Annotated in this window: 14 protein-coding genes; 7 read left to right on the top strand and 7 right to left on the bottom strand. The window is 36.5% G+C overall.

Annotation, left to right across the window (positions count from 1 at the left end; genetic code table 11):
- The first annotated feature begins 309 nt into the window (after positions 1 to 309).
- Positions 310 to 720: an META domain-containing protein gene (locus tag FW780_RS05990; RefSeq protein WP_047421614.1), complete on the top strand. Its 411-nt coding sequence runs from the start codon at positions 310 to 312 to the stop codon at positions 718 to 720.
- A gap of 49 nt (positions 721 to 769) precedes the next feature.
- On the opposite strand, the gene FW780_RS05985 is transcribed toward FW780_RS05990, so the two are convergent.
- The 6 genes from FW780_RS05985 to FW780_RS05960 form a co-directional block, all read right to left on the bottom strand.
- The gene (locus FW780_RS05985; RefSeq protein WP_002977986.1) at positions 770 to 1,009 is read right to left on the bottom strand and encodes a hypothetical protein; all 240 of its coding nucleotides are present in this window, start codon (positions 1,007 to 1,009) and stop codon (positions 770 to 772) included.
- 52 nt (positions 1,010 to 1,061) lie between these two features.
- Positions 1,062 to 1,952 (bottom strand): 3-hydroxybutyryl-CoA dehydrogenase, encoded by an 891-nt coding sequence (locus tag FW780_RS05980; RefSeq protein WP_174774454.1) that lies wholly within the window; start codon positions 1,950 to 1,952, stop codon positions 1,062 to 1,064.
- A 10-nt stretch (positions 1,953 to 1,962) separates the two neighbouring features.
- Positions 1,963 to 2,373 carry a hypothetical protein gene (locus tag FW780_RS05975; RefSeq protein ID WP_149832658.1) on the bottom strand — a complete coding sequence of 137 codons (411 nt, stop codon included), beginning with the start codon at positions 2,371 to 2,373 and terminating at the stop codon, positions 1,963 to 1,965.
- Positions 2,374 to 2,406: 33 nt separating this feature from the next.
- Positions 2,407 to 3,285, bottom strand: a complete 879-nt coding sequence (gene bla-A, locus FW780_RS05970) for a CGA/CIA family class A beta-lactamase (RefSeq protein ID WP_149832657.1) — start codon at positions 3,283 to 3,285, stop codon at positions 2,407 to 2,409.
- 65 nt (positions 3,286 to 3,350) lie between these two features.
- Positions 3,351 to 5,081, bottom strand: coding sequence for a cellulase family glycosylhydrolase (locus tag FW780_RS05965; protein WP_149832656.1), 1,731 nt, complete (start codon positions 5,079 to 5,081; stop codon positions 3,351 to 3,353).
- A gap of 344 nt (positions 5,082 to 5,425) precedes the next feature.
- Entirely contained in the window at positions 5,426 to 6,388 is a 963-nt protein-coding gene (locus FW780_RS05960; RefSeq protein WP_149832655.1) for a Gfo/Idh/MocA family protein, read from the bottom strand.
- A gap of 134 nt (positions 6,389 to 6,522) precedes the next feature.
- Between FW780_RS05960 and FW780_RS05955 the strand changes: the two genes are divergently transcribed.
- The 5 genes from FW780_RS05955 (at position 6,523) to FW780_RS05935 (ending at position 9,779) form a co-directional block, all read left to right on the top strand.
- Positions 6,523 to 7,167: a hypothetical protein gene (locus tag FW780_RS05955; protein WP_149832654.1), complete on the top strand. Its 645-nt coding sequence runs from the start codon at positions 6,523 to 6,525 to the stop codon at positions 7,165 to 7,167.
- A 102-nt stretch (positions 7,168 to 7,269) separates the two neighbouring features.
- A complete protein-coding gene (locus FW780_RS05950) occupies positions 7,270 to 7,920 on the top strand; it encodes a protein-L-isoaspartate(D-aspartate) O-methyltransferase (protein WP_149832653.1) in 651 nt (216 codons plus the stop codon).
- Positions 7,921 to 8,113: 193 nt separating this feature from the next.
- Complete coding sequence (locus tag FW780_RS05945; RefSeq protein WP_241676852.1) at positions 8,114 to 8,383, top strand: prevent-host-death protein; 270 nt, start codon at positions 8,114 to 8,116, stop codon at positions 8,381 to 8,383.
- A gap of 66 nt (positions 8,384 to 8,449) precedes the next feature.
- On the top strand, positions 8,450 to 9,436 hold the full coding sequence (locus FW780_RS05940) for a 2-hydroxyacid dehydrogenase (RefSeq protein WP_149832652.1): 987 nt from the start codon (positions 8,450 to 8,452) through the stop codon (positions 9,434 to 9,436).
- A 49-nt stretch (positions 9,437 to 9,485) separates the two neighbouring features.
- Positions 9,486 to 9,779, top strand: a complete 294-nt coding sequence (locus FW780_RS05935) for a hypothetical protein (protein ID WP_149832651.1) — start codon at positions 9,486 to 9,488, stop codon at positions 9,777 to 9,779.
- A 106-nt stretch (positions 9,780 to 9,885) separates the two neighbouring features.
- Here the strand turns inward: FW780_RS05935 and FW780_RS05930 are convergent, their stop codons facing one another.
- The gene (locus FW780_RS05930; protein ID WP_149832650.1) at positions 9,886 to 10,332 is read right to left on the bottom strand and encodes an endonuclease domain-containing protein; all 447 of its coding nucleotides are present in this window, start codon (positions 10,330 to 10,332) and stop codon (positions 9,886 to 9,888) included.
- Positions 10,333 to 10,581: 249 nt separating this feature from the next.
- Between FW780_RS05930 and FW780_RS05925 the strand changes: the two genes are divergently transcribed.
- Positions 10,582 to 12,567, top strand: coding sequence for a urocanate hydratase (locus tag FW780_RS05925; RefSeq protein ID WP_149832649.1), 1,986 nt, complete (start codon positions 10,582 to 10,584; stop codon positions 12,565 to 12,567).
- The last annotated feature ends 134 nt before the right edge of the window (positions 12,568 to 12,701 follow it).

Below are 12,701 nucleotides of genomic sequence, written 5' to 3'. Positions count from 1 at the left end.
AGTAGTGAAAATAGAAATCTAGTATAAAAACAATCTATCCACAGTCTTTGTCACTCCGTAGGAGTCTCAATATATTTTATAAACCAATTATAGTATAGATTCCTTCGGAATGACAAAGGCAATGCTATAACTTTAATGCAGATAAAGTTCTTATGTCTTAACGCTTTCAACCCTTTTTTTGATTATCAAGAGCGTAAAAATAATTCGGAAAAATTTTCAAATGTCAACTGTTAAAGGATAATAAAATTCACCGCAACCCGTTTAAATAATATAATTTCCGTAAATTTGGATTAATTCAAAAAGTAAAAAATGAAAAATCTTTTTTTAAGTATATGTACAGCAGCAGTATTGGCTTCATGTGGATCTATGACAAGCCCGTCTGCTTCTAAAGTAGGAAAAGCTCAGCCTGCTCTTGCCAATACAAAATGGACTCTGGCTGAAACGGTAAAAGGTAAAGTTCCAACATTGAACATCGAAGGAGAAAAGATCACTGGAAACGCAGGATGCAACAACTATTTCGGAACAGCTACCATAGATCCGTCTACAGGTGGTTTTACGGCCGGACAGATGGGTTCTACAAAAATGATGTGTAACAACATCGGAGTAGAGCAGAACTTTATGGATATGATGGGAAAAGCAAACAAGTATGTGATTTCCGGAAATACTTTAGAATTGTATAAAGACAATCTTTTATTATTGAAATTCACTAAATCAGAATAAAAAACAAAAGGAACTCAATTGAGTTCCTTTTTTATGTTTTAGAGTGTTATTAATCTTCCTCTTCTTCGTCGTACTTAGCCAACTCTTCGTCGCACCATTTAAACGCTGCTTCTACTACTTTAGTAGCTTCGTCTGCCATAGTTTCTTCATCATCACCTTCAAGATCATCTAACCACTCAACTTCTTCTTCCTCAACGTTTAAGATAAATCTTGGGTATTCTGTATGAACTACAAATAGATCCTCTGGAAACTCCGAATTATCTGCTAATAAAAACTTTGGTAATTTCATTTTTTTAATGTTTTAACTTTCTCAAAGATAAATAAAATTATTGACTTTAAAATTACTTCAAAAACATTTTTGAAACTTTTTCAGCTTTTTTGCTTTCAGAATAATCATAGAATCCTTCACCTGATTTTACACCAAGTTTCCCTGCTGTTACCATATTTACAAGCAATGGGTTAGGAGCATACTTCGGATTTTTGAAACCGTCATACATTACATTCAGGATCGCAAGACATACATCAAGACCAATAAAGTCTGCCAGCTGAAGCGGACCCATTGGATGTGCCATTCCCAACTTCATTACCGTGTCAATTTCCTCTACACCAGCCACTCCGTTATAAAGCGTTTCAATAGACTCATTGATCATTGGCATCAAAATTCTGTTAGCCACAAAACCTGGATAATCGTTCACTTCTACAGGAACTTTACCTAAAGTTTTACTCATTTCATAGATGGCATCAAAAGTCTCCTTGGAAGTAGAATATCCTTTGATGATTTCTACCAGTTTCATAATTGGAACCGGATTCATGAAGTGCATCCCGATTACTTTATCAGCTCTTTTAGTAGCAGCAGCAATTTTTGTGATAGATATAGATGAAGTATTGGTTGCAAGGATACAGCCTTCAGGAGCCAGTTCATCCATTTGGCCAAAGATCTTCAGTTTAAGATCCATGTTTTCTGTAGCTGCCTCTACAATAAGATCAGCAGCACCTACTGCATCATTTAATGCTGTGAAAGTAGTGATGTTTCCCAGTGTTTCAGCTTTTTGCTCCTCTGTAAGATTTCCTTTTGCAATGATTCTGTCAAGATTGGTAGTAATGGTTTTCAAACCTCTGTCCAGAGCTTCCTGAGATACATCTACAAGATTTACTTTAAAACCGCTTTGTGCGAAAGTATGTGCAATACCATTTCCCATGGTTCCCGCTCCGATAACTACAATGTTTTTGATCATTTTTCCTTTATTTTTTATAGATAGTTAAATTTTTTACGTCAATAAGATCTGCCTGAGAAACAACCGTTGCCGAATCAAAGAAAACGGTTCCTGTACTTTGGGTTTTCTTACTGTTGTTCTGATTAGAAACAGTAGCCGTTAATCCTCTTATAAGACGGCTTTTTTGATTTTTAGTAAGATAATCAGTACCAACATATAATGTGAATTCACCTTCTCTGCCTCTGCCTTTCTGTAAAAGGATTTCCAGACTTTTTACCCGGCTTTTATTCTTAAATTCTTTCAGATAGCTGATGACAGGTTTATCAGATGGCGGACCACAGCATACGCTTCCGTAGCTGATCTCTAAATAATTCTGATTCTTCTGCGAGTAAAAGAATGTGAAAGCCAGCAGAGCCGTTGTTACTATTATTTTTTTCATGTTAAAAATCGCTTTAAAAATAAGCTTAAAATTTTATTTATTAAAATATTCCCAAACCTCCTTGGAAATATCAGAAACCATCCTGCAGTTTACCGCATCCGTTTCCATTGAATTACTGACAAATACAGCTAATGCATAATGTTTTCCATTGGGTAAAGTAACAATGCCAATTTCATTTTCTGCCCCTGTTAAACCTGCGTTATTTTTTCCGGAAGCTCCCGTTTTTCTGGCCACAGGAGTATTTTTGGGAAGTTGTTCTACCATTTTGTTTAATCCTGTTGAAGTAGACAGCATTACTTGCATCAGATAATCTGTAGATTTTTTTGATAATAATTTGCCGTCATAAAACTTTTTCAGGACATCAACTGCAGATTTTGTGGTGCTGTAATTTTCATACTGAACTTTCCAGTCTTTATGCATCGCCTCTTCATTATACTTGATCTGAAAACCCTTTACTCCTTTGGAATCCATGAATTTCTGTACAGGCTGAGTTCCTCCCAAAAGCTTGAGAAGAATATCACAGCCATTATTATCACTTTTGGCAACAGTATATTCAATCACTTCACTTAACGGAATTTCAACATTACTTCCCGTATACTTATCCCGAAGCGGAGACCATGTATTTTCAAGTAAATTTGATTGGTTCAGTACAATTTTCTGATCTAACGAAAGCTTTCCCTGATCTACAGAATTCAGAATTGCGGCTGCAATATGGAATTTGAACACACTTTGCATCGGAAGTTTTTTATCCGAATTTTTATCATATTTAAAACTATTCTCAAAACCCAGAACAGAAACTCCCACCGTCGCTTTTTTGTTCTTAAGAATTGAATGTATTTTTTGTTCCAATAGTGAGGTCTGAGCAAATGTGAATGCTGAAATTAGAAGAAAAAGAAATGCTGTTTTTTTCATAATACCGAAATTAAAAAGCTCTCTTTTGAACACCAAAAGAGAGCTGCAATTTAAGATAATTATTACTATTTTACTTCAAAATAATTCAGATTGGCACCATCATTTTCAAAGAATATTCTGACCTTGTTTTCCCCTTTCTGAAGGCCGATATTCTTTACGGAAATCGTTTTCCAGTTCTCATTTCCTCCGGTAGAAGCCAATGATACCGAAGCTAAAACTTTTCCGGAAGCCGTTTCAATCCTTATTTTTGAATCACTGGCTGCTGAATAACGGATGTCAAACGTATAATTTTTGTCTCCTTTTGACTGAACAGTATACTGGAGCCATTCTCCGGATTCTGTTTTCCCCACATAATACTGATTGGTAATTTTATCATTACACTTATAAATATCCACACCATCATTTCTCATCTGCTGTCCGGAGTTCCATTCGGATCTTTTTGCAGGATCACTTACCCAAAGATTAATGAAATCTTTATCCAGATAAGCAGAACCCATTTTACCCAAATCATATTCCGAAGCAAATATTCTTCCCGGAACCTGATGATTTTTAAATGGTTTTGTTGAAGCATCCGTTGTCTGTCTGAACATGGCATCAATAACATCTTTTTTGACTTCCGTATTGTTCAGTTTGTAGTTGTCAGCAATCTGCATCAATGCTTTTTTTGCATATTCTTTTGAAGGTTTTTCACCGCCGTTTTTCCAGTAATCCAATAGCTTTTCATATTCAGGTGTAATCTTGACATTGGTGATTCCGGCAATATTATCAATCTTTTTCATCGGCCAGAACGCATACCCGATATTATGTTTGTCCAAAAGCTGAATAAGCTCAGTAAACCAGACATTGGAATTCTCACCTGTTTCACCAAGCCAGATGGGCATATTGTGTTTCTCCCGAAGATCCAACGCAAATTTCAGGGTTTGATCATCATTGTAATTCCAGTATTTATGAAAGCTGAAAGCCATATTGTTGTCCCAGATAGCCGGCAGTCCGTTATAATTATTTCCCCAGCCGTTTCCTTCAATGAAAATAATATGCTTTTTATCAACCTCTCTGATTGCAGCGGTGATTTCTTTCTGAAGTTTCCAAAGCGGGGCATTTGACATTTCGTCGGTACCATTCGGGTTTTTGCCTGTGAAATTTATATTAGGCTCGTTGATCAGGTCATAACCTCCAATCCATGGACTGTCTTTATATCGTTCAGCCAGTTTTTTCCAGAGAGCTATAGTCTTTCTCTGGTTTTCTTCATTGGCCCAAAGCGAAGGTTTAGATTTATCATTATCAGAAATATTGACATCATTTCCCTGTCCGCCGGGAGCTGCATGAAGATCCAGGATGAGGTAAATTTTATTGGCAGCACACCATTGAAGCAGATCATCGGTCATTTTAAAGCCTTCTTCCAGCCATGTATCTTTTCCTTTTACGGCTTCTTTTTCAATTGGAAGTGTATAAAGATTATAATGCATAGGAAGTCGTATTGAATTGAATCCTGCTTTTGCCAGAAAATCAATATCCTGTTTGGTGATTCCGTTTTTCAGATAAGCTTTGTAGAACTCATTCATTCCGTCCTCACCAATTAACTCAGCAATTTTCTCCTTAATCTTATACTGGGGACCTGCAAAGTCAGCCGTTTTCAGCATATAACCTTCCTGAAGCATCCAGCCGCCGGGGCCCAGACCTCTCAATTGGATATTTTCACCTTTATCATTAACGATCTTCCGTCCAGAAGTTTTTAACAATTGTGATGTCCCAAATTGAGACAATAAAAGTGCGGATATTACAATAGCTCTTTTCATAATGATTTCAATGGATTAAATAGTATGGAAATTAGAGATTATAATGAATGGCGACATTACAAAATGAATCTGTATTCAGATCATTTATGTCAGGTATCCATATATGTAAAACAAAATTTTTCAATACTTTATTGAATTGTTGTTCAAATATATTGTTTTTTTGTTTTGAAACGGATTTTTTATTGATAAATCAGTAATTTTTAACGAAAAGTTTTTATTGAAATTTAAAAATCCTGATATCTGGAATAAGCTATTGAAAATTAAAAATGCTATCTCATAATCATTCTTTCGATTATAAGATAGCACTGTAGGTATAGCTGTGATAAAACAGCATATTTTTATTTTTAGCTGATCAGCCTCATAATTTCCAAAGCCACTTTCAACGCTTCAGTACCGTCTTCAAGAGAAACCTCTACATTTTTATCGCCTGTGATGGCATCCGCAAAAGAATTCAACTCATCCAAAATAGCATTGTTAGACTGAATATTTGGGTATTCAAACAGAATCTGATTCTTTTCTCCATCTGCATTTTCAATGATCATATCAAATGGAGTAGGGTTTTCAGGAGCATCTTTCATTCTGATAACCTCTGCCTTTTTCTCAAGGAAATCTACAGAGATATAAGCATCTTTCTGGAAGAATCTGCTTTTTCTCATGGCTTTCATAGAAATTCTGGAAGTTGTAAGGTTGGCTACACATCCGTTTTCAAATTCTATTCTTGCATTGGCAATATCCGGAGTTTTACTTACTACACAAACACCACTTGCATGGATGTTTTTAACCTTAGATTTAGCCATGCTCAATAAAATATCCAGATCATGGATCATAAGGTCCAGTACCACAGAAACATCTGTTCCGCGGGGATTAAATTCTGCCAGTCTGTGGATTTCAATAAACATCGGGTTGCTGATATATTCCTTAGTGGCAATAAAAGCCGGATTGTATCTCTCAACGTGCCCTACCTGTGCTTTAATTCCTTTTTCCTGACATAAACGTAAAATTTCTTCTGCTTGCTCAAGAGTCTGGGTTACCGGTTTTTCAATAAAGAAATGAAGACCTTTTTCAATGGCTTTTAAAGCATAATCGTAATGATAAACTGTAGGAGTGACAATATCAAGCATGTCAATCTGCTCAAGCAATTCATCAAAATTTTCAAAATATTTATATCCGAATTCGGCTTCTAATTTCTTTCCGTTTTCAACATCTTTATCATGGAAACCTACAAATTCATATCTATCTGATTGATTAAGAAGTTTTAAATGTATTTTTCCCAAGTGTCCGGCACCTACCAAACCTGCTTTTAACATAGCTTTATTAAATTTTTGTAAATATAGTGAATGTACATTTATAAAATACATGACTTTTCACTTGGAGATATTTAAGATTGAAAGCATGTATTCATTAAAGAAATTGCAGTAAATTCACGGTCAGAAAAATAACCATGAAAAGAATAATTTCGATATTACTCATCTTAGGATTATGTACTGCCGGATGTATAGGAGATAGTCCATATGACCCGCAGGCTCAATGTGGAACTCCAACAAATTTGACATTTGAAAAAGGAAATAACCTGCTTTCCTGGAATATGATTAGCCAGGGCGAAGGATATTATGAAATACAGTATGGAGAGCCTGGTTTCTCTTTAGGAAAAGGAACCGCAGTTGTAACTTATAAGAATTCCTATAGTCTTCCATTGTATAAGAATAATAAATATGATCTCTACGTAAGAAAAAATTGCGGAACAGCCAATGGAAGGAGCAATTGGGCAGGACCCATTACTGTTGTGGCCAGTAATACGACAACTTGTGTAAAACCGGGATATGCAACGTATTCAAAAACGACTTCTTCTGATTATTCTTCTACTTTTGACGCTACAGTATCCTGGGAAAATGATGTGATTTCTATGTATGAAACTGTCTTAACGATCAGTTCTGCACCACCGGCAGGTGGGGAATTAGTAACAGGCCAAAAAGCCGTTTATATAGGATTAAGTAAAACAATGAGCTATAACTTTTTTGTCAGAAAAAGATGTGCAGATAATACCTTCAGCGATTTTTATGGACCTTATCCGATAAAATGGAATTGATAAATAAGAATAAAGCGGTCATTTTTAGAGTGCTCTATTTTTTGTGGATAATTCTTTCATACGATTTCTGAAATCTAAAATCTAATTTCTTACTTTTGTCAAATGCAGGATTCGTTTGTACATAAAGGAAAAAGAAAGATTTTAGTAGATTACCTTCGATACAGAATTGGAATTTCGGACGAAAATGTACTTTCGGCAATGAGTGAAGTTCCAAGACACCTTTTTATCGAAAGTATCTTTGAAGATTTTGCCTATGAAGACAGGGCATTTCCCATTCTGGCACATCAGACCATTTCTCACCCTTCAACGGTGGCAGAGCAATCTGAACTGCTGCAGGTAAAACCAGGCGAAAAAGTTCTGGAAATTGGTACCGGATGCGGATATCAGACTGCTGTTTTAATGGCAATGAAAGCTCATGTATATACAGTTGAAAGGCAAAAAGACCTGTTCGACTTTTCCAAAAAGAAACTCAGAGAACTTCATTTGTTTCCAAAATTTCAGAGCTTTGGAGATGGCTTTGCCGGACTTCCTACTTTTGCTCCTTTTGATAAAATCATTGTAACCTGTGGCGCTTCTACATTACCGACAGAGCTTTTAAAACAATTGAACATCGGAGGAATAATGGTGATTCCATTGGGACCTACGGATGAACAGGTTTTATACAGATTTACCAAAATAGGTCCTACAGAATTTGAAAAAGAAGAATTCGGGGCTTATAAATTTGTTCCTATGCTTGGAAATACCAATCAATAAATCACGGAATTGGTAGAAGGGCTGGTCTCAAACACCAGTTCTGCCGAATACCAATCCCATCAATAGGAATGAACTTTAGTCCGTTTTTTTTTACATTAAATTCAACTGGCTTTAGTCAAAATTTAAAATATTTTAACTCATTTCGGAATGAAAATTGGACTCATACGAGAACCCAATCACTAAAATCTATATTATGGACACGAACAGATTCAAAGCGTCACATGATTTTAGTAATCTTCAGAAAAACCTCAGTAATAATCCGGGATATAGCGTAGAAAGTTATTCCCAGCAGGCAAAAGATTACATTCATGACATGAAAAGCAGGAATCAGGAAGCAACCAAACAAGGATTTATGGCACAGACTCAAAAGTCCGCGAAAGAAGTTTGGACAGAAATTCAGGAAATTGCTTCTGAAGCCTGGAGAAGAACAGAGACTATTCAGATGAAAAGAAATAATTTTTAATATTAAAGTTCAGAACCTTACTTTTTGCGAGTGAGGTTTTTTATTTACAATCCTTAATCCATACCAATGAAAGTCTTTATCAATAAAAGAATTCCCGAAGCAGGAATTAAAATGCTGAAAGAAGCAGGACTGGAAATTACAATTCCGGAAAAAGAAAACCTTTCTTATGAAGAATGGCTGAATTACTGTAAAAATACCGATACCATTTTAAGTGTTGGGGCAGAATTTAAATATGACAAAAACTTTTTTGAAGCCTGCCCGAATGTGAAAGCCATTGCTTTATATTCTGTGGGATTTGATCATGTGGAAATCAAAGAAGCTACTCACAGGAATATTCCGGTGGGCAATACTCCTGATGTTTTGAGCAGAGCCACTTCAGATGTCGCTTTTTTACTCATGCAGTCGGTGGCGAGAAGAGCAAGCTACAATTTCCGGAAAGTAAAAGACGGAAGTTGGGGAGCATTTGATCCTCTGCATGCTTTAGGTCAGGAACTTTATGGAAAAACCCTTGGTATTTTCGGGCTCGGTCGTATTGGTTATGAAATGGCTGAAAAATCCAAAAAAGCTTTTGGAATGAATATCATTTATCATAACCGCCATCATAATGAAGAAGCAGAACAGGAATTGGGAGCAATTTATGTTTCTTTTGAAGAGCTGATCAAAAACTCAGATGTATTGAGTGTTCATGCCAATTTTACCCCTGACCATAAAGAATTATTTAATAAGTCCATATTTGAACAGATGAAACCGGATGCTATTTTCATCAATACTGCCAGAGGAGGCTTTCACAATCAAAAAGATTTGTATCAGGCATTGGTTGATCAAAAAATATGGGGCGCTGGTCTTGATGTTACCAACCCCGAACCTATGTCAGCGGATGATCCTATTCTTGAACTTTCAAGTGTTTGTATCCTGCCACACATTGGTTCTGCCACTATCGAAGCCCGAAACGGGATGGCAAGACTGGCTGCAGGAAATATCATCGCTTTTTCAAAAGATGAAAAAATGCCTCATTGTGCAAATCCTGACGTTTATTCTTCTCATTCATCATAACTTGGAATTATTTTTGTTCTAAATATATAAACCTAAAATCTTAAATATTATGGCACCAGAGAAAAATATTAATCAACAGAACAAGAGGTTAGAACAGATGGATTATAACCCTAACGAAGATATATTTAAGAGAGAAAAACATATTTCGCTTGATGGAGACGGAAATCCTATTTTAGATGAAGATTTTGATGATGATAAAATTGATAAGGGCTTAGATATCCCCGGAATAGATGACGATGATGAAATGGAAGAAATAGGGGAAGAAGATGAAGAGAACAACTACTGGAGTCTCAGCGATAATGAAGATGATCATGAAGAAGAAAACGATGATGTTTTAACTTAAATTTTTACGATAAAAAAAACCACCTTGCTGAATTTCAGTGAGGTTTTTTTATGTTGAATAACGACTAATATTAGTAAAGGCAATTCCCTCCCTCGGAGGGGTGGATTCAAAAATTTAAAGAATTTTTGAAGACGGGGTGGTTTCCGTAATGAAGTATAATAAATTCTTCCAGTTCCTTCATCACCACACCCAAATTATTTCTCACATCAAAATCACTAATTCTGAAAACCAGCAGTCCCAGAGATTCAAGATATTCTTCTCTTATCCCATCATAAACCTGTTTTTCATTATGAATTGAACCATCAATCTCAATAATAAGTCCTAAAGTTTTTATATAAAAATCAACAATATAATTTCCAATAATCCTTTGTCTTTCAAAATCAATATGATGAAAGATTTTTGCACGTACTTTCTTCCAGAATATTACTTCACCCAAAATACGGGCTTTGCGCTTTTCTTTTAATAGTAACTTTAAATGGGGATTGTAAGGTAGATTTTCAACGAAATTCCTATGGATCGGAATTCCATTGATGATGGTGGGGATTTCTTTCATTATTGTGTTTTTAACCACCCCGTCTTTCAAAGTTTGCACTTTGAAATCCACTCCTCCGGAAGAGGGGAATTGAGGCATGTTTATTCAAATATAATATTAATATCAGATTGTGACTGATATCGTGTTCAATAATTTTGCTTAAACCTTAAACTTTAAACCATTCTTCCCTTCTCCTCTTGCCTATATTTTCTAATTTGAATATCTTTAAAACTTCAAACATTGTTTAAAAATAGACCTTTAAATAGTAATATGACATTTCAAGAACAGATACAGCAGGGGATTCCTAGTCAGCTGCCACAACCAAAACCATACGAAACCAATATCAACCATGCTCCGAAGCGTAAAGAAATTTTAGGAGAAGAAGAGAAAAAACTGGCATTGAAGAATGCATTACGTTATTTCGATCCTCAGTTTCACGCAGAACTGATTCCTGAATTTAAGCAGGAACTGGAAGATTACGGAAGAATTTATATGTACCGTTTCCGTCCGGATTATGAAATGAAGGCGAGACCTATTACAGATTATCCGGGACAATCTGAGCAGGCAAAAGCTATTATGCTGATGATTCAGAATAATTTGGATTATGCAGTAGCACAGCACCCTCACGAATTGATTACCTATGGTGGAAACGGAGCTGTATTCTCTAACTGGGCTCAGTATCTGCTGACGATGAAATATCTGTCGGAAATGAGCAACGAGCAGACATTGGTGATGTATTCCGGACATCCAATGGGATTGTTCCCGTCTCATAAAGATGCACCAAGAGTTGTTGTAACCAATGGAATGATGATTCCAAATTATTCAAAGCCGGATGATTGGGAGAAATTCAATGCATTAGGCGTTACCCAATACGGACAAATGACGGCCGGAAGCTATATGTATATTGGCCCACAGGGAATTGTTCACGGGACAACCATTACAGCGTTGAATGCTTTCAGAAAAATAAAAAAAGAACCGAAAGGAGGCCTTTTCGTGACTTCAGGATTAGGAGGAATGAGCGGAGCTCAGCCAAAAGCTGGTAATATTGCAGGCTGTGTAACCGTATGTGCAGAAGTGAATCCGAAAATCACTAAAATCCGTCATGATCAGAAGTGGGTAAATGAAATCTATGAAAATCTTGATGAACTGGTAAAAAGAGTAAGAGAAGCACAGGCTAATAAAGAAACTGTTTCTCTGGCTTACCTTGGAAACATTGTTGATGTTTGGGAAAAGTTCGATCAGGAAGACTTAAGAATTGATATCGGTTCAGATCAGACTTCACTTCACAATCCTTGGGCTGGAGGGTATTATCCGGTAGGACAGACATTTGAAGAATCTAATACAATGATGGCTGAAAACCCTGAATTATTCAAAGAAAAAGTTCAGGAAACATTGAGAAGACATGCGGCAGCCATCAACAAACATACAGCAAAAGGAACCTATTTCTTCGATTACGGAAATGCTTTTTTACTGGAAGCTTCCAGAGCCGGAGCAGATGTAATGGCAGATAATCCTACATTAGGAAGAGAATTCAAATATCCGAGTTATGTACAGGATATCATGGGACCTATGTGTTTCGATTATGGCTTTGGGCCGTTCCGTTGGGTATGTTCCAGCGGAAATCCGGAAGATCTGCAGAAAACAGATGATATTGCGTGTGCAGTATTAGAAGAAATGGTAAAAAACTCTCCTGAAGAAATTCAGCAGCAGATGAAAGATAATATCCAGTGGATCAAAGGGGCTCAGGAAAATAAATTGGTTGTAGGTTCGCAGGCGAGAATCCTTTATGCAGATGCAGAAGGAAGAATGAAAATTGCAGAAGCCTTCAACAAAGCTATTAAAAACGGAGAGATAGGGCCTGTGGTACTAGGAAGAGACCATCATGATGTTTCCGGGACGGATTCTCCTTACAGAGAGACTTCCAATATCTATGACGGATCAAGATTTACTGCAGATATGGCCATTCACAATGTAATTGGTGACAGTTTCCGCGGGGCTACGTGGGTTTCCATTCACAATGGTGGTGGAGTAGGCTGGGGAGAAGTGATCAATGGTGGTTTCGGAATGCTGCTGGATGGAAGCGATGATGCCGACAGAAGACTAAAGTCTATGCTTTTCTGGGACGTAAACAACGGAATCTCAAGAAGAAGCTGGGCCAGAAACGAAGGCGCTATTTTCGCTATTAAAAGAGCTATGGAAGTAGAACCCAACCTGAAAGTAACTCTTCCGAACCTTGTAGATGAAAATTTACTGTAAAATATTTTAGATATAAAGAAAACCTGCTGTGAAGCAGGTTTTCTATTTTTATTTCTTTTTATAATAAGAGTTTAGATTCCTCAGGAAAGACAAAAAGGAGCGCTTAGATTATCCATACAGTTTGTCATTCCGTA

It is taken from the genome of Chryseobacterium sediminis (genome assembly GCF_008386505.1).
Classification (GTDB): Bacteria; Bacteroidota; Bacteroidia; order Flavobacteriales; family Weeksellaceae; genus Chryseobacterium; species Chryseobacterium sediminis.
The sequence above is the reverse complement of the archived record's forward strand: the minus strand, read 5'-3'. Positions and strand labels throughout refer to the sequence as shown.